This is a genomic window from Pseudomonas sp. SWRI179 (assembly GCF_014268705.1).
GTDB classification, from domain to species: Bacteria; Pseudomonadota; Gammaproteobacteria; order Pseudomonadales; family Pseudomonadaceae; genus Aquipseudomonas; species Aquipseudomonas zanjanensis.
On the sequence record NZ_JABWRA010000006.1, the window covers coordinates 72,093 to 89,718 of the forward strand.

General features: G+C 62.4%; 15 protein-coding genes. 10 read left to right on the plus strand and 5 right to left on the minus strand.

The genetic code is table 11. The features are described 5' to 3' along the window. The first annotated feature begins 90 nt into the window (after nucleotides 1–90). Nucleotides 91–1,797 carry an amidase gene (locus tag HU767_RS05150; RefSeq protein WP_186704766.1) on the plus strand — a complete coding sequence of 569 codons (1,707 nt, stop codon included), beginning with the start codon at nucleotides 91–93 and terminating at the stop codon, nucleotides 1,795–1,797. 147 nt (nucleotides 1,798–1,944) lie between these two features. Here HU767_RS05150 and HU767_RS05155 read toward each other — a convergent pair whose 3' ends face one another. After that, nucleotides 1,945–2,799 carry a LysR family transcriptional regulator gene (locus HU767_RS05155; protein WP_186728708.1) on the minus strand — a complete coding sequence of 285 codons (855 nt, stop codon included), beginning with the start codon at nucleotides 2,797–2,799 and terminating at the stop codon, nucleotides 1,945–1,947. Nucleotides 2,800–2,873: 74 nt separating this feature from the next. Between HU767_RS05155 and HU767_RS05160 the strand changes: the two genes are divergently transcribed. The 3 genes from HU767_RS05160 (at nucleotide 2,874) to HU767_RS05170 (ending at nucleotide 5,275) form a co-directional block, all read left to right on the plus strand. After that, entirely contained in the window at nucleotides 2,874–3,818 is a 945-nt protein-coding gene (locus HU767_RS05160; protein ID WP_186728710.1) for a DMT family transporter, read from the plus strand. A gap of 63 nt (nucleotides 3,819–3,881) precedes the next feature. Continuing rightward, nucleotides 3,882–4,763 carry an AraC family transcriptional regulator gene (locus tag HU767_RS05165; protein WP_186728712.1) on the plus strand — a complete coding sequence of 294 codons (882 nt, stop codon included), beginning with the start codon at nucleotides 3,882–3,884 and terminating at the stop codon, nucleotides 4,761–4,763. A 278-nt stretch (nucleotides 4,764–5,041) separates the two neighbouring features. Then, complete coding sequence (locus HU767_RS05170; protein WP_186728714.1) at nucleotides 5,042–5,275, plus strand: hypothetical protein; 234 nt, start codon at nucleotides 5,042–5,044, stop codon at nucleotides 5,273–5,275. Between the two features lie 24 nt (nucleotides 5,276–5,299). Here HU767_RS05170 and HU767_RS05175 read toward each other — a convergent pair whose 3' ends face one another. Both HU767_RS05175 and HU767_RS05180 read right to left on the minus strand, forming a co-directional pair. Next, the gene (locus tag HU767_RS05175) at nucleotides 5,300–6,352 is read right to left on the minus strand and encodes a M28 family peptidase (protein WP_186704762.1); all 1,053 of its coding nucleotides are present in this window, start codon (nucleotides 6,350–6,352) and stop codon (nucleotides 5,300–5,302) included. 97 nt (nucleotides 6,353–6,449) lie between these two features. Then, nucleotides 6,450–8,450 carry a sigma 54-interacting transcriptional regulator gene (locus tag HU767_RS05180; protein WP_186728716.1) on the minus strand — a complete coding sequence of 667 codons (2,001 nt, stop codon included), beginning with the start codon at nucleotides 8,448–8,450 and terminating at the stop codon, nucleotides 6,450–6,452. A gap of 184 nt (nucleotides 8,451–8,634) precedes the next feature. Between HU767_RS05180 and HU767_RS05185 the strand changes: the two genes are divergently transcribed. The 4 genes from HU767_RS05185 to HU767_RS05200 all read left to right on the plus strand — a co-directional run bounded on the left by HU767_RS05185 (nucleotide 8,635) and on the right by HU767_RS05200 (nucleotide 13,069). After that, a complete protein-coding gene (locus HU767_RS05185; RefSeq protein WP_186728718.1) occupies nucleotides 8,635–9,657 on the plus strand; it encodes a Gfo/Idh/MocA family oxidoreductase in 1,023 nt (340 codons plus the stop codon). Continuing rightward, the gene (locus HU767_RS05190) at nucleotides 9,654–10,445 is read left to right on the plus strand and encodes a TIM barrel protein (RefSeq protein WP_186728719.1); all 792 of its coding nucleotides are present in this window, start codon (nucleotides 9,654–9,656) and stop codon (nucleotides 10,443–10,445) included. Before HU767_RS05185 ends, HU767_RS05190 begins: the two co-directional genes overlap by 4 nt. An 81-nt stretch (nucleotides 10,446–10,526) precedes the next feature. Then, complete coding sequence (locus tag HU767_RS05195) at nucleotides 10,527–11,453, plus strand: sugar ABC transporter substrate-binding protein (protein ID WP_186704758.1); 927 nt, start codon at nucleotides 10,527–10,529, stop codon at nucleotides 11,451–11,453. Nucleotides 11,454–11,851: 398 nt separating this feature from the next. Beyond that, on the plus strand, nucleotides 11,852–13,069 hold the full coding sequence (locus tag HU767_RS05200) for a multidrug effflux MFS transporter (RefSeq protein ID WP_186728721.1): 1,218 nt from the start codon (nucleotides 11,852–11,854) through the stop codon (nucleotides 13,067–13,069). Nucleotides 13,070–13,097: 28 nt separating this feature from the next. Here the strand turns inward: HU767_RS05200 and HU767_RS05205 are convergent, their stop codons facing one another. After that, entirely contained in the window at nucleotides 13,098–14,372 is a 1,275-nt protein-coding gene (locus tag HU767_RS05205; RefSeq protein ID WP_186728723.1) for a DSD1 family PLP-dependent enzyme, read from the minus strand. Nucleotides 14,373–14,702: 330 nt separating this feature from the next. On the opposite strand from HU767_RS05205, the gene HU767_RS05210 reads away from it, so the two are divergent. Further along, nucleotides 14,703–15,191 (plus strand): hypothetical protein, encoded by a 489-nt coding sequence (locus HU767_RS05210; protein WP_186704756.1) that lies wholly within the window; start codon nucleotides 14,703–14,705, stop codon nucleotides 15,189–15,191. A gap of 317 nt (nucleotides 15,192–15,508) precedes the next feature. On the opposite strand, the gene HU767_RS05215 is transcribed toward HU767_RS05210, so the two are convergent. Next, complete coding sequence (locus tag HU767_RS05215) at nucleotides 15,509–15,997, minus strand: hypothetical protein (RefSeq protein WP_186704756.1); 489 nt, start codon at nucleotides 15,995–15,997, stop codon at nucleotides 15,509–15,511. Between the two features lie 399 nt (nucleotides 15,998–16,396). On the opposite strand from HU767_RS05215, the gene HU767_RS05220 reads away from it, so the two are divergent. Then, the gene (locus HU767_RS05220) at nucleotides 16,397–17,602 is read left to right on the plus strand and encodes a DSD1 family PLP-dependent enzyme (protein ID WP_186728731.1); all 1,206 of its coding nucleotides are present in this window, start codon (nucleotides 16,397–16,399) and stop codon (nucleotides 17,600–17,602) included. Nucleotides 17,603–17,626: the final 24 nt, after the last annotated feature.

The following is a 17,626-nucleotide window of genomic DNA, read 5'->3' on the forward strand; positions in this document are numbered from 1 at the left end:
TAAATATCCACCTTGAGATGACCTGAAGTGCCAGGCCCCAACGTCAATGGACCGCACACCCCGTCATCCTTCTGCCGCGGCGGTAACTGCATGATCGACATCACCGAAGTTTCCATTGCCCAACTGCGCGCCGCGCTGGAATCGGGCCAGACCACGGCGGTAGCGCTTGTCCAGGCCTACCTCGCCAGGATCGATGCCTACGACGGCCCCGACACGCCCACCGCCCTCAACGCGGTGGTGGTGCGCAACCCGGATGCGCTGAAGGAAGCGCAGGCCTCCGATGCCCGCCGGGCCAACGGCCAGACCCTCGGTCCACTCGACGGCATTCCCTATACGGCCAAGGACAGTTATCTAGTCAAGGGCCTCACCGCCGCGTCCGGCAGCCCGGCGTTCAAGGACCTGGTGGCCTATCGCGATGCGTTCACCATCGAACGGCTGCGCGCCGCCGGGGCCATCTGCCTGGGCAAGACCAACATGCCGCCCATGGCCAACGGCGGGATGCAGCGCGGGGTGTATGGCCGGGCGGAAAGCCCATACAACGGCGACTACCTCACTGCCCCCTTTGCCTCCGGCTCCTCGAACGGTGCGGGCACGGCGACCGCCGCCAGTTTCGCGGCATTCGGCCTGGCTGAAGAAACCTGGTCGAGCGGGCGCGGCCCGGCGTCGAACAACGGCCTGTGCGCCTACACGCCGTCCCGTGGGGTGATTTCGGTGCGGGGCAACTGGCCGTTGACGCCGACCATGGACGTCGTGGTGCCCTTCGCCAGGACCATGGCCGACCTGCTCGAAGTGCTGGACGTGGTGGTGGCCGAGGACCCGGACACCCGTGGCGACCTGTGGCGCCTGCAGCCCTGGGTGCCGATTCCGAGCGTCGATTCGGTTCGTCCCGCTTCGTATCCGAGCCTTGCCAGCAAACCCGGAGCGCTGGCCGGCGTTCGGTTCGGCGTGCCACGGATGTACATCAATGCCGACCCTGAAGCCGGCACGGCCGAGGCCCCCGGCATCGGCGGCCCGACGGGGCAGCGCATCATCACTCGCGCCTCGGTGATCGACCTTTGGGAGCAAGCCCGCAAGGCCCTGGAGGCCTGTGGCGCCGAAGTGGTCGAGGTGGATTTCCCACTGGTGTCCAATTGCGAGGGCGATCGTCCCGGCACGCCGACGGTGTTCACCCGTGGCCTGGTTTCCAAGGAATTCCTGCACCATGAATTGTGGGACCTGTCGGCCTGGGCATTCGATGATTTCCTGCGGGCCAACGGTGATCCGCAGTTGAATCGCCTGGCCGACGTCGATGGACCGAAGATCTTCCCCCACGACCCGGGCACCCTGCCCAACCGCGAGGACGACCTGGCCGCCGGCATGGATGAGTACGTGAAGATGGCCCAACGCGGCATCACGCCTTGGGACCAGATCCCGACATTGCCCGACGGGTTGCGGGGGCTCGAAGAAACACGCCGGATCGACCTGGAAGACTGGATGGAACGGCTGGGCCTGGACGCGGTGATCTTCCCGACCGTCGCCGACGTCGGGCCGGCGGACGCGGATATCAATCCGGCCTCTGCCGATATCGCCTGGAGCAACGGGGTCTGGGTCGCCAACGGCAACCTCGCCATTCGTCACCTGGGCGTGCCCACGGTCACCGTGCCGATGGGCGTCATGGCGGACATCGGCATGCCCGTCGGGCTGACATTTGCCGGGCGCGCCTATGATGATTCGAAACTGTTGCGACTGGCATCGGCGTTCGAGTCGATCGGCTCCAAGCGCCTGGTCCCGCCTCGGACCCCGCCGCTGTCGGCTTGAGCCGGTCATTGGGGTTGCTGCGCAACCCAGCGGGAGCAAGCTCCCTCGCCACAAAAGCAGCGTACGACTTCACTTTTGAGTACGGGCGCAACCCCGTGGCGAGGGAGCTTGCTCCCGCTGGACTGCGCAGCAGTCCCCAGACCGGTTCTACAGCCGGAAACACTGTTGCATGGCACGAGCAAGCAGGCCCACGGCCTCATCACCCTGTGCCGCCTGCGATCGCATAAACACCACCTCATGCTCCTCGATCACCGGCAGGCCTTCAAGGATCCGCATCGCATCCGTCACCCGCCCACGGTCGATCAGGCTGATCGCCAATCCGGCCTCCACGCAGGCCTTGACGGCCTGGTTGGAGGGGCTTTCCAGGACAATGCGCGTCCTGCGCCCGCTTTGCCTGAGGGCTTCGATCATCGCTTGCCGATAAGGGCATTGCGCCGCATGCACCGCCAGCGGCAACGGCTCCAGCGAGGCCACCGTCCCGTGGATTGGCCCGACCCAGACCGGCGTGGTGGACACCAGCACTTGCGTTTCTGTGTCCGCTTGGCCCTTCGGCTGGGTAACCACCGCTGCCTGAAGCTTGCCGCGCTGCACCTGGTCACGCAGCGCGTAACTTGGCGCGGTCTTGAGTTCCAGCACAACATTGGGCCACGCGGTGGCGAAGGTCGGGAGGATGTCGCGGATGACATGGTCGGCATATTCATCCGGCACCCCCAGGGTGATACGTCCCGCCAGGCGGGTGCCGTGCAGGTCGGCCAGCACCCGGTCGTGGGTATTGAGCAGCTCCGTCGTCGCCACGAGCAAACGCTTGCCCAACGCGGTAAGGGATACCGATTGATTGTCCCGGTTGAGCAACCGCCCGCCCGCCACTGCTTCCAACCGCTGGATATGCACGCTGACCGCCGCCGGGCTTTTGTGCAGTTGTTCCGCCGCCCCACTGAATTTCCCGATCCGCGCCACCGCATGAAAAGTACGTATCAAATCGATATCAAGTATGGCCGTCATGATTCAATCTTCGTAAATGACTGATGCAATTCATTTTGATTTATTAGATTAGCCGGGTTCCGTAGCCTGTGGCCATGAACCCGAATAAAGCGTTGACCTGCACGTCCCGGTCCCGGCCCGCCTGGCATTGGCTGATCCCACTGCCCTTGCTCGAAGCGGCTTTGCTGGTGTCGTGGAGCTCCGGCTTTATTGGCGCGCGCTTTTCCATCGACTACGCGCCGGCATTGCTGGTGGTGTTCTGGCGGTGCGTCGTGGTCACGCTCGTCCTGCTGCCCTTCGTCGCCGGGCAACTACGCCGAACCTCGCCCGTCGCGCTGTTGAAAAACGCCGGCATCGGCCTCTTGGCGATGGCGGGCTACCTGGGCGGTATCACCCAAGGCATTGCCCTGGGTGTACCGGCGGGCCTGGCCGCGCTGGTCGCCGACCTGCTGCCGCTGGGCCTGGCGCTGCTGGCCGCCGGCGTACTCCGGCAACGGCTGGCCTGGCAGGTCTGGGCGGGGCTATTGATCGGCCTGGTCGGCGTCATGCTGGTGACCCAGGGCGCATTGGCGTGGGGCAACGCACCCTTGTGGGCCTATGGCCTGCCGCTGCTTGGCATGCTCTCGCTCGCCGTCGCGACCCTGTGGCAGAAATACCTGCCCGCCGAACAATCGCTGGGCCTGCTGCCCAACCTATGGCTGCAGTGTTGCGTGTCGGGCCTGGCCTTCGCCCTGGTGGAAGGCGTCCATGGCAGCCTGGCCCCGCTACCCAGCACCGGCTTTGCACTGAGCGTCTTGTGGACAGCGGGCATTTCGACAATGGGCGGCTACGGGCTCTACTGGCTGTGCCTGCGCCGCACGACCGCCACCCGCGTCGCCAGCGTCCTGTACCTCAGCCCGCCCATTACCATGCTCTGGGCCTGGGCGATGTTCAACGAACCACTTTCCTGGCAGATGGCGGTGGGGATGGCCGTGTCCGGGGTCGGCATCTGGCTGGTCGTGGGTACCGAAGCGCGGCAGGCGGTTGCAAATTCAAGATAGCAAGATCGGTCGAGCGCATCGGGCTGGCTGGCCTCATGCTGGTGTCCTCTATAGGAAAAGACCATGACCGACACACAAAAGCGCTACCAATCCCGGATGCAGAAGGTACTCGATTACATCGACCGGCATCTGGATGACTGCTTGGACCTGGATACATTGAGCGGCGTCGCGGTTTTTTCGAAATACCATTTCCACCGGCAGTTCATGGCGACGTTCAACCTGCCCTTGCACCGCTATGTCCAACTCGCTCGAATGAAACGCGCCTCCTACAAACTGGCGTTTCGCGAACATGAGACGATTACCGAAATTGCCATGGGTGCCGGTTACGGTGCGCCTGACGCCTTTGCCCGTGCCTTTCGACAGCGCGTGGGCCAACAACCCTCGAATTTCCGCAAATCGCCCGACTGGCAGCATTGGGGCATTACTTTCACGCCACTGCACAACGCGAGGAACCGTTTCATGCCCACGACTTATCAACCCAGCGATGTACGGATCCGGAGTGTTCTCGCGACACCCGTCGCCATCATGGAACACCGAGGCGATCCCGCGACGATCGGTGCGACGATCCAACGCTTCATTACCTGGCGACGCAGTGTCGGCCTGGTCCCGCCGATCAGCCCGACGTTCAATGTCTTCCACACCGACCCGCGCGCGACTGCACCGCAACACTATCGATTGGATCTATGCGCAGGGACGGACCAACCCATCACGCCAAACGGCGAAGCGATCAAGGCCGGCAGTATCCCTGCCGGGCGTTGTGCCGTGCTGCGGGTCGAAGGTGGCGCCGATAACCTTGAGCCTGCCGCGCTGTACCTCTACAGGGATTGGCTGCCGGCCAGCGGTGAGGAACCGGGAGATTTCCCGCTCTATTGCCAGCGCATTACGTTCTTTCCGGACGTTGCCGAGAACGAAGCCGTAACCGAACTCTTTCTGCCGCTCAGGTGATCATAGTCCCACGTCTACAACGAGACGAGCCTGGTGGTCATTCGCCAGCCCCACCCTTGATGTCGACACCCCCCCTTACTGAATACATCTGTGGCGAGGGAGCTTGCTCCCGCTGGGGTGCGAAGCGCCCCCCCCGCGCCAGTTGGCCCGAGTAATCTGGCACCCTCGATGGCCGCATCGGGGCTGCTACGCAGCCCAGCGGGAGCAAGCTCCCTCGCCACAATGACTCATCCACAATGGCTCGTACCTTAAGGCTCATGACTCATGACTCATGACTCATGACTCAAGCCTCAAGCCTCAAGCCTCAAGCCTCAAGCCTCAAGCCTCAAGCGAACAGCATTGCCTCCGCCGCCGAACATGGACCTTCACCCGCCCAAACCAGTGCCTTGTCCATCGGCCAACGCAGCGCCGTTGAGGTAATGATCGCCAAGCAGCCGACGCTGGGTCAGCAGGCCGGTTCGGGGCTGTCCGGCAAGGGCCGCGGCAGGCTGCGACCGGCCAGTTCGAAGTAGGCATGGCCGGCCAGGCGCGCGTCTTCACGCCATGGGATGGATCAGGTATTCGGTGAGTGTCGCCGCACACGCAACGATGCCTTCATGAAGCACCATTTCAAAGCCATGGGTATTTTCCGTTGGAATGGCGATGCACCCCGCTCGCGCGGCCACTCCCGCACTCATGATCGCACTCGCATCGGAGGCAAAATCGACCAGGAGCGCAACTTGTGGGTGATAGCCCGAGCGCTGTGCAGCCTTGACCAGGGCATCCACGACAGAGCGGGTGTAATAACCCTTCTGATCCCCCGTGTTGATAATCGGGTCTGCCGATAACACCGTTCCGTACTCCTCCAGGACCGGGCCTACCTCGACCGCGATGGTGGTGTCACCCGGCACGCGGGCAGCGGCATAAAGCGCACCGGCGTTGGACTCTTCCTCAAGTGTCGTGCAGACGAACCAGACGTCTTGCTTGAGCGCGTGCCTTTTGTTTTTCAGCTGCTGCGCGGTGGTGATCACTGCCGCCAAGGGCGCCCGGTCATCAAGGAAGTGGGCGGCGACCGTGTCTTTCACCTGGAACGGCCGGCGCCAGTGCCGACTGAGCACCACGCGCACGCCGGGCCGGATACCGGCGGCGGTCAGCTCCTCCTGGGAACAGCGGGTGATGACATGGACGTCGCTCCACTGCACCGCCCCTGACAGCACATCCCGCCCTTGGGCGGAGCCACCAGTGTTGTGCATGGAACCATAAGACAGTACGCCGGGCAGGCATTGGTTATCGCCGAGTATGTCGACCGGACAAACGCCAAAACAAATGGGCTGGGCACCGCCCAGCGCCACGACTTCCAAGTTACCGTCGGGCCTTGTCTTCTTCACGATCATGGCAATTTCATCGAGGTGCGCCATGACCCTGATGGGCTGTGCTTGCGAAGACTCATCCGACGCCTTGATCAGTCCCCGGATGTTGCCGGCCTCGTCGACAACGACCTCATCACAGTGCTTGCCCAGTTCCCTGAGACATATTTCCCGGACTTCATCTTCCTGCCCGCCGGGGCCGCGGGCCAGAAGCAATTCTTCGAGCAAAGGCTGAATACTCATTGAAGGCATCAGATAGGTTCCCGTCACGACCCTTGAACAGCGTAGACCCCACCTGTTTCCCGTCCGTTCAAATCGGTATTCGCTCGGTCATGACCGGTCAATCCAGCCCCGAACGGAACGTTTCGATCTTGAGTCCGAATCGATTCATCTTGTTGTACAAGCCACCGCGCGACACGTTCAACCGTTGGGCAGCCAGGCGGATGTTTCCGCGCGTCTCCTTGAGGGCGGCAATGATCGCGTTCATTTCATAGGTGCCCAGGTCCGGCGCCGTCCGCGGTTCTGGCACATTTGCCCAGATCGAGGGTCGCCCGCGCTGCCTGATTTCCAGCGCAAGGTCACTCGGCTGGATCAGTTCGGTCATTGCCAGGTTCGTCGCCCGTTCAATGACGTTTTCCAGCTCACGGACATTGCCCGGCCAGTGATAGGCGCCCAGCAAATCCAGCGCCGCTGGCGAAACGTCCTGCATCGTCTTGCGCAGCGACCGGGCACAACGGGCGAGAAAATGCCGCGCCAGCAACGGCACATCCTCGCGACGCATCCGCAATGGCGGCACCGTCAGGTTCAGCACGTTGAGCCGGTAGTAAAGGTCCTCGCGAAAAGCCCCCTCGGCCACCGCCTGGCTCAGGTTGCGGTGGGTGGCAGCGATGATGCGCACGTTGACCCGCAGCGATTTTTTCGCACCCACCCGTGTCACCTCACCTTCCTGCAAGACACGCAGCAGGCTGACCTGCGCATCGAAGGACATGTCACCGATTTCGTCGAGGAAGATTGTCCCACCATCGGCCAGTTCGAACTTGCCGGCCGACCCACCGCGAGCCGACCCGGTGAAAGCGCCTTCGACATGACCGAACAGCTCGCTTTGCACCAGGTCTCGCGGAATCGCGCCGCAATTGACCGCCACGAAAGGCCCGCCACGACGATCGCTGGCGTTATGGATAGCCTGGGCGAACAGCTCCTTGCCCGTGCCACTCTCGCCGAGGATCAGCGTGGTCGAATCACTGCGACTGGCAATCCGCGCCAAGTGCATTGCATCCTGGATCGCCTGCGAGCGGCCCAGGATGGTTTCAAAGGTGTAGCTGGCCTGGGTGCCGATGATCCGCCGGGTGATTTCCCGGATGCGTCGGTTCTCGCGCAACGAAACGATCCGCCCGCCTTGCGCCAGCGGACAGACCGACACCAGGCAAGCCAGATGGCTGCGATCGTGCAGTTCAAAGGTGCAGTCCAAGTCACGCACCCCGTCGCCGCCCCCGAGCAGGACCGCATCGGTCAATTCGCTCTGCCCCAGGCTCTGGAACGGACTCCCGAGCAGGTCATGGCCGACGCGAAACAACTGTCGGGCGTAATGGTTGAGGGCCTTGATGCAGCCGCGCTCATCCAATACCACCAAGCCCTCGTTGAGCACCTCAAGCACGGTCTGTTGTTCTTCCAGCAAGGCCTGCAGAGTCATCTGCCTGGAGACAGCCTCGGCCGCGGCCTGGACGGTGCCCAGCGTATGAAAGTGAAACCAGCCTGGCTCGGCCGTCAAGGTCAACATGCCCAGGGTCCGGCCCTGGGCATCGCGGATGGGCGCGGCGGCGCAATGCATGCGGCGCTGGCGCAGGCCAAGCCCGAAATTCTCCTCGGCCAACACATACACCAAGCGGTCTTCGACGATTGCCAACCCGGTGCAATTGGTGCCCTGCACCGACTCCAGCAGTCGACTGCCAATGGGAGTGAGGTCCAGGCCGCAGAAGTACAACGTGGTGCCTTCGGCATCGGTCAGGTTGATATGGCCCCTGGGGTTATAGGCGAGCAAACCGCGCATGACTTGCGCCGCCGCAGCGATCAGTTCCCGGTTGGCAGCCAGTGTCGCGGTCAGGTCGGCGGGCGCGACAAAACGGTACGCGCCGTCTTCCGGATCGAGGCCGGCACTGACGCTGCGCAACCAGGATTCCCAGATCACCCGGCGGATCCCGACTGGGCGCTCGGTCCGCCCTTGCCAGCACGCTCGCCAGGCATCCTCCAGCGCCGTGCCCGGCCCGTCGTTCAACGACGCTGGGCCAAGCGTGGTGAGGTAATCGCGGTCTTCGTCGCTCAACGCTATGGGTTGCTGATCCATGGTTCGGCCATATGTTCATATTTTCGACATGTCAGTATAGACATGTCATCGACATGAACATTGATTCAAATAAAAACCATTAAATATCAATAAGTTAACTATTGGCACAGCCCTTGCTCCCTGCATGAACAGACGAGGACATTCTTGCCGCCGAGTCGTAAAAACAATAAAGGGAGTCATATTCATGAGCACATCCAAGACCCTCCGCCTGGGCCTCATCGGTGCCGGCCGCATGGGCAGTTTTCACGGCCTGACCGCCGCCCGGCACATCCCTGGCGCGTGCCTCGCCGCCATCGCCGACCCTACCCCCGGCCAAGCCGCACGCCTGGCGGCAGAACTGGACGTGCAGAAGATCTATACCGCCCCACAGCAGTTGCTGGATGACCCGGACATCGACGCCGTGCTGATTGCCGCGCCGGCGCGCAGCCATGCCGAGCTGGTGATCAGTGCGGCCCGGGCCGGCAAAAGCGTGTTCTGTGAAAAACCGATGGCCATCACCCTGGATGAAGCGGACCGCGCCATCGCCGCCGCTGCCGATGCACGAGTGACGCTACAAGTCGGCTTCAACCGACGTTTTGCCAAAAGCTTTCGCACCGCTCATCTGGATGTGATGGCCGGCCGGATCGGTACGCCACAACTGCTACGCTCACTGACCCGGGATCCGGCGCTGAACAACCCGGCCGCGTCGCCGCAATGGGTGATCTTCCTGGAAACCCTGATCCATGATTTCGACACCCTGCGCTACCTGAACCCGGGCGCCGAGGCGGTTGAGGTCTTTGTGATGGCCGATGCCCTGATCGCCCCCGCCTACAAGGACAAAGGTTTTCTCGACACCGCGGTGGTCACGATCCGCTTCGACAATGGCGCCATCGCCACGGCCGAGGCCAATTTCCAGGCCGTGTATGGCTACGATGTCCGCGGCGAAGTGTTCGGCAGCGCCGGCATGCTGACCATGGGCAACGTCAACGATTCCGACTTGCTGCGGTACCTGGCCAATGGGGTCCAGGCCGACACCCAGCGCATGGACACCGACTTGCTGCGTGATGCCTACGTGGCCGAACTCAATCACTTCGCCAGTTGTGTGCGCAGCGGCGAAAAACCGCTGGCCAGCGGTGAAGATGCCCGGGCAGCACTGGCCATTGCCCGCGCCTGTATCGAGTCCTTCCAACAGGGCAAGACGGTGCGCGTGCAAGGAGCGCTGTCATGAGTTTCATCCCATTCAAACTGGCGATCAGCGCCGAGATGGTCTTCCTCGACCTGCCTTTTACCGAACGGGTCAGACGCATCCACGCGCTGGGCTTCAGCGTCGAGATATGGAACTGGGCGACCAAGGACATCCAGGCCCTCGTGGCGACGGGCGCGGACTTCACCTCCATGACCGGCTACCTGTCGGGCAACCTGACCGACCCCGACGATATCCGACAGTTGCTCGACAGCGCCCAGGAATCCTTGGCCGTCGCCGCTCAATTGGGTTGCCCAAGCCTGAACCTGCACGGCACCGGCCTGGGTGATCAGGGCTTGCCGGTCAAACCCGTGGCCCAGACCACCGGCCGCATGTGGTTGAGCGCCTGCAAGACGCTGGAAAAAATCGCTCGCCTGGGGGAAGACGCGGGCCGGGTGTTCCTGCTGGAAAACCTCAACACCGAGGTCGACCACCCGAGCACGCCTTTCGCCCGCGCTGACGATACCCTGGCGCTGATCGAGGCCGTGGGCAGCCCGCACTTGAAGATGAACCTGGACCTCTATCATGCCCAGATCGGCGAAGGAAACCTGATCGAACTGATCCAGCGCGCCGGCAGCGCCATCGGCGAAATCCAAGTGGCCGACGTCCCGGGGCGCAGGGAGCCCGGCACCGGCGAGATCCACTACCCCGCGATTGCCAAGGCCTTGTTCGGCATGGGATACAGCGGTGTCGTCGGCCTGGAAGGCTGGGCCAGCGGTGACAGCGAGGTCGCGCTCGAGCGTTTCAGGCAAGCCTTCACGCTTGATGGATAAAGCCCCGACGCACTCAACATGTGCGGCAGATTTTCAGTTCTTGGTGACGTTTCAACCCATAACAACAAAAGGATAATCATCATGCGTCGTTGCACACTGCTTTTCGCCACCCTGCTGTTGCTGTTCAGCCAATGGGCCGCCGCCGACTATCGCATCGGCGTCAGCATCGCCAGGGTCGACGACAACTTCATGACCTACGTACGTAACGGCCTGGACGAGGCCGCGAAAAAGGAAAACGTGCAGATCCAGTTCGAAGACGCCCAGGGCGATGTGGTGCGCCAACTCAACCAGGTCCAGGGTTTCATCAACCAGCAAGTGGACGCGGTCATTGTCCTGCCGGTGGACACCTCCGCCACCGCCAACATCACCCGCGCCGCGGTCGACGCGAAGATGCCGCTGGTCTACGTCAACCGTCACCCGGACGAGCGCACCTTGCCCAAAGGCGTCGTCACCGTGGCCTCCAATGACATCGAGGCCGGACAGCTGCAAATGCGCTACCTGGCCGAAAAACTCGGCGGCAAGGGCAACCTGGCGATAATCATGGGCGACCTGGCGCAAAACGCTACCCACGACCGCACCGAAGGCGTCAAGCAGGTGCTCAAGGATTATCCCGGGATCAAGATCGTCGAGCAGCAAAGTGCCGAGTGGCAGCGCAACAAAGGGATGGACCTGACCAGCAACTGGTTACTGGCCGGGAGTCGTTTCGATGCCATCGTCGCCAACAACGACGAGATGGCCATCGGTGCCGCCATGGCCTTGCAGCAGGCCGGCAAAGCCAAGGGCGAGGTTGCGATTGTCGGCATCGACGGGTTGCCGGACGGCCTGGCGGCGATCAAGCGCGGGATGTTGGTCGCCTCGGTATTCCAGGACCCCAAGGCCCAGGCGACCAGCGCGGTCCAGGCGGCGCTCAAGATGATCAAGGGCGAGCCAGTGGAAACGGACGTCTGGGTGCCCTTCCAGTTGATCAAGCCTGAGCAGTTGGCAGTGTTCGAGCAACATTACAAATAACCTGCGACTAGTGGCCTGTACGGTTAATTCGAGTACTCAAATTCGAGTGCCAGGGCTTGCCAGGCAAGGCGCCATGACGAGTCGTAGCCCGCTACGGCGAGGAATGGCAACGCAGACTGGCAAGTTCTGGCGCCGAAGTTGAGTGCACGAATTAGCCACACAGGCCACTAGATACATCGCCATGAAGCTGGCAAAGGGGGGCAACACACTGCCCCTCATCAGCCCCACCTGCGCATTCCCGATATTTAGCTTGACGATTGAGATGACGATCATCATATTTAGGCAAAATATTACGATCATCATGTGGATATCAACTCGACGGCGGCTTCGCGAACTGAAGTCGGCGCGTTGGGCATCAACGTTTTGTCCACGTCAATCACACGCGCAGGAAATGACGTATGCAAGCCCGAACTTCATTGGCGATTGCCGGCACGCAACACACCTCCAGCCAACCGTTGACCGGCAGAATCGTCGCGCTGCTCGCCGGCCTGGCGGCGATCAGCATGCTCTCCACCAACATCATCCTTCCGGCGTTCGCGGCGATCGGTGAAGACCTGGGCGTGACCGCTCGCGAACTCGGCCTGACGCTGTCCAGCTTCTTCATCACCTTCGCCTTGGGCCAACTGGTGGTCGGGCCACTGGCCGACCGCTACGGGCGCCAGAAGCTGGTGCTGGGCGGGCTGTCGGTGTTCGTTGTCGGCACCGTCATCGCCGGCTTTGCCAGCACGCTCGACGTCCTGATCGCCGGACGCGTCGTGCAAGCACTGGGCGTGTGCGCAGCCTCGGTACTGTCGCGGGCCATTGCCCGGGATCTGTTCGAAGGCGAGACGCTCGCCCGCGCCCTGTCGCTGACAATGATCGCCACGGCCGCGGCACCGGGCTTTTCGCCGCTGGCCGGCAGTGTCCTGGCCGTCACGCTCGGCTGGCGTGCCATCTTCCTTCTGGTGGGACTGGCCGCTGTTGCACTGGCGTTTTTCTACGTGCGCGACCTGGGGGAAACCCATCCCGCCGATCGCCGCGCCCCCCACTCAGCCAGGAGCGTGGTACTCGCCTATTGCCGACTGGCAGCGGATAAGCGCTTCATCCTCCCGGCCGTGTCCATGGGCCTGCTGCTGAGTGGCCTGTTCGCCTCGTTCGCGGCGGCGCCCGCCATCCTGATGCAAGGCTTCGGCCTGACATCGGTGCAGACCGGCTTGTACTTCGCCTCGACGGTCTTTGTGGTGTTCGCCGCCGGCATGGCGGCGCCGCGCCTGGCCCATCGTCTTGGCGGCCGGATTGTCACGTTGCTGGGCATTGCCTGCGCCATGATGGGAGGCGGCCTGCTTCTGGTCGGTCCGACTGAGCCCGGGCTGTGGTGGTATGCCCTTTCGATGGTCACGTTCCTTTGGGGCATGGGCCTGGCCAATCCACTGGGCACGGCCATTGCCATGGGCCCTTTCGGCAAGGAAGCCGGGATGGCCTCCGCCCTGCTGGGGTTTCTTTCCATGGGGGCGGCTGCGCTGGCCACCTGGCTGGCCTCGGCCTTGAGCTTCGCGCCGATGACCACGTTGGGTGGGATCCAGGCGACGGCCTGCCTGGTCGCGCTGGTGTTGTTCCTGCTGCGAGGCAAGATTTGATCACGGCCAAACACGTCACAGGCAACGATCAATACACGGGCCAGGTTTCGACAATCTTCCCCCCGCGCACGGCCAGCAAATCGCCAAATTGCAGCAGTACGGATTCGGTCTGGGTTGGCCTTAAAAATACCTGGTCTTCGACATTCAGCCCCACCGTCGGCGAGCCGTTGACCATTTCCTGATTGGAACTGCGACCGTAGAGCTCGTTACTTTGCAGCCCCGAGGGAGACTCGAACTCGGCCATCCAGTTGCCGCCGTAGATGAAGAATGTCCCGCGCTGATTCGGGTCCCACCAGGAGAACAATCGGGACTTGCCATTCAGGGCGGGGAAATTCACCGGGCCGGTGCTCTTCAACACGGGCGTTGCGATAAAGGCCGCCGGCACATGCTCGGCCAGGGATGGCAGGTCGTAGTGAGTCGGCTTGAGGAACGCCGTCCCCACCGAGACTTCGCTGCTCAAGCGTTCCTGTTCATGCATGCGGTAGCTGGGGCTGCCGGCGGTATTGAGCGTGAGCCCATCATGCCAAAGCGCCGGGAAGTGTTCCCGCACGTACTTCACATGACCGTTGTAAATGACCATCACCTGGTCGAACAAGGCCTGGGACGAACCGAGCACCCGAGGCACGCCCATGCCGACAAACGGGTCGTACCCCATGAAGCCTGCAAATTCGAGATGCTGCGCATGGGCACTGATCAGCGTCAGCATCTCGCCGAGCACTGCTTGATCAGACACTCCGCCGCGGTGCAGGCCGACATCCAGCTCGATATTGACCCGCAACCGAATGCCCAGGCCCTGGGCCAATGCCCGGTAATCCATCAGCCGCTGCGGCGTGTCGAGCAGCCATTGCAGTTGCCTGGCAGGGTCGAAGGTGCCTTTGTGGGTTTGATAGAACAACTCGGCCGAGCGTACCGGCAGGGGTTTGCCGAGCAAGATGTCAGATTCCGGGAAAGTCAGCGCATCGTGGTTGAGGAACGGCTGGTGAAACGACATCAGCCGCCGGGTATCGGTGCGTTTGGCGATATACGCCAGCAACCCCGGTGACGGCAGGGATTTTTCCACCAGGCGCAACTGCTTGCCGGCACGTTTGACCGATTGCATGACCACATTGATGTTGTGATCGAGCAGGTCGAGGTCAATCAGCATCACAGGCCGCATCGGCCCATGGGTCTTCAGTTCCTGATTCAACGCGCGGAAGTAATCGTTGTAGGGACCGCCCCGGTCGCCCGGCCGCAACAGCGCCCCCGCCCCTGCCATCAAGGCCCCCACTCCCGCGGTACCGAGCATAAAGGTTCTACGGTTCATCAGGACGCCCCTCCACATGCGCAATCAGGTGCACGTTACGGCAGCGCTGCGCCATCGTTGAGGTTATGCGGGGCCAGAAAGGGGGCTTTAGCGGCCACGCTTTGCCGATGCCCAAAAGCGGTGCCCTCCTTGGAGAGCGGCTACGACTGGCGCGACGCGTTCATGAGCCCCCCTGAGTTTTTCCAAAGACACCCCGATGGCTTATTCACCTGCGCAATGGCAAGCTTGCGACCGCAGCCCAGCCGCCCATGCCGCCGTTCATGGCTGATGCCCGTTGCCATTCACCTCGGGTACCCATCGACTTTTATTCAACTGAGCAAGGATGTCCTCATGAAAATTTCTCTTGGTCTCGTCGCCCTGGCCGGGTGCCTGTCCACCGCCCCTGTCTTGGCTGCCACCGCGAGCCACAGCGACCTGTTCAAGGCCTTGGCGCAGTGCCAGGCCAGTGTGCAGCAGGTCAGCGAATTCAACGGCCTCGTGGACGCCGAGCAAGTGTCACTCGCCAAGGATGAAGCCCACACCCCGTGGGGCGGTGGCGCCTGGCAGGCCACTGCGGCGCTGTCAGTGCACGGCGTGTCGTCGACCACCCTGGTGATGACCGACCGCTTCAGCTTCTTCCTCCAGGCCAAGAGCAGCAACCCGAAGGCCGATGCGGAAAAACTCGCCAGCGCCCTGAAACTGGAAAAGACCCTGGATACCGACGGCTACGTGGACTACCAGCGCAACCTCGACAACGGCGCGACCCTGCGGGTGGTCTCCACCGAAAACAAAGACAGCGACCTTTATGTGGGCTGCACCTATCAGCAGGACGCTTCCTGAGACCAAGCGGCCTCGGCAAAGCCTTCCCTGTCGTAACCCGGATCTAATGTGGGAGCGAGCCTGCTCGCGAGGTGTCAGCACATCAAACATCGCTGCAAACTGCCCCACCGCTTTCGCGAGCAAGCCCGCTCCCACAGGGGATATTGAGTGTTCCTGAGCTTTGCATGCAGCTCAGGACCATTGTGGGAGCGGGCTTGCTCGCGAAAGCGGTGGGGCAGTTTGCAGCGATGTTTGATGTGCTGACACCTCGCGAGCAGGCTCGCTCCCACATTAGATCCGGGTTACGACAGGGAAGGCTTTGCCGAGGCCGCTTGGTCTCAGGAAGCGTCCTGCTGATAGGTGCAGCCCACATAAAGGTCGCTGTCTTTGTTTTCGGTGGAGACCACCCGCAGGGTCGCGCCGTTGTCGAGGTTGCGCTGGTAGTCCACGTAGCCGTCGGTATCCAGGGTCTTTTCCAGTTTCAGGGCGCTGGCGAGTTTTTCCGCATCGGCCTTCGGGTTGCTGCTCTTGGCCTGGAGGAAGAAGCTGAAGCGGTCGGTCATCACCAGGGTGGTCGACGACACGCCGTGCACTGACAGCGCCGCAGTGGCCTGCCAGGCGCCACCGCCCCACGGGGTGTGGGCTTCATCCTTGGCGAGTGACACTTGCTCGGCGTCCACGAGGCCGTTGAATTCGCTGACCTGCTGCACACTGGCCTGGCACTGCGCCAAGGCCTTGAACAGGTCGCTGTGGCTCGCGGTGGCAGCCAAGACAGGGGCGGTGGACAGGCACCCGGCCAGGGCGACGAGACCAAGAGAAATTTTCATGAGGACATCCTTGCTCAGTTGAATAAAAGTCGATGGGTACCCGAGGTGAATGGCAACGGGCATCAGCCATGAACGGCGGCATGGGCGGCTGGGCTGCGGTCGCAAGCTTGCCATTGCGCAGGTGAATAAGCCATCGGGGTGTCTTTGGAAAAACTCAGGGGGGCTCATGAACGCGTCGCGCCAGTCGTAGCCGCTCTCCAAGGAGGGCACCGCTTTTGGGCATCGGCAAAGCGTGGCCGCTAAAGCCCCCTTTCTGGCCCCGCATAACCTCAACGATGGCGCAGCGCTGCCGTAACGTGCACCTGATTGCGCATGTGGAGGGGCGTCCTGATGAACCGTAGAACCTTTATGCTCGGTACCGCGGGAGTGGGGGCCTTGATGGCAGGGGCGGGGGCGCTGTTGCGGCCGGGCGACCGGGGCGGTCCCTACAACGATTACTTCCGCGCGTTGAATCAGGAACTGAAGACCCATGGGCCGATGCGGCCTGTGATGCTGATTGACCTCGACCTGCTCGATCACAACATCAATGTGGTCATGCAATCGGTCAAACGTGCCGGCAAGCAGTTGCGCCTGGTGGAAAAATCCCTGCCGTCACCGGGGTTGCTGGCGTATATCGCCAAACGCACCGATACCCGGCGGCTGATGTCGTTTCACCAGCCGTTCCTCAACCACGATGCGCTGACTTTCCCGGAATCTGACATCTTGCTCGGCAAACCCCTGCCGGTACGCTCGGCCGAGTTGTTCTATCAAACCCACAAAGGCACCTTCGACCCTGCCAGGCAACTGCAATGGCTGCTCGACACGCCGCAGCGGCTGATGGATTACCGGGCATTGGCCCAGGGCCTGGGCATTCGGTTGCGGGTCAATATCGAGCTGGATGTCGGCCTGCACCGCGGCGGAGTGTCTGATCAAGCAGTGCTCGGCGAGATGCTGACGCTGATCAGTGCCCATGCGCAGCATCTCGAATTTGCAGGCTTCATGGGGTACGACCCGTTTGTCGGCATGGGCGTGCCTCGGGTGCTCGGTTCGTCCCAGGCCTTGTTCGACCAGGTGATGGTCATTTACAACGGTCATGTGAAGTACGTGCGGGAACACTTCCCGGCGCTTTGGCATGATGGGCTCACGCTCAATACCGCCGGCAGCCCCAGCTACCGCATGCATGAACAGGAACGCTTGAGCAGCGAAGTCTCGGTGGGGACGGCGTTCCTCAAGCCGACTCACTACGACCTGCCATCCCTGGCCGAGCATGTGCCGGCGGCCTTTATCGCAACGCCCGTGTTGAAGAGCACCGGCCCGGTGAATTTCCCCGCCCTGAATGGCAAGTCCCGATTGTTCTCCTGGTGGGACCCGAATCAGCGCGGGACATTCTTCATCTACGGCGGCAACTGGATGGCCGAGTTCGAGTCTCCCTCGGGGCTGCAAAGTAACGAGCTCTACGGTCGCAGTTCCAATCAGGAAATGGTCAACGGCTCGCCGACGGTGGGGCTGAATGTCGAAGACCAGGTATTTTTAAGGCCAACCCAGACCGAATCCGTACTGCTGCAATTTGGCGATTTGCTGGCCGTGCGCGGGGGGAAGATTGTCGAAACCTGGCCCGTGTATTGATCGTTGCCTGTGACGTGTTTGGCC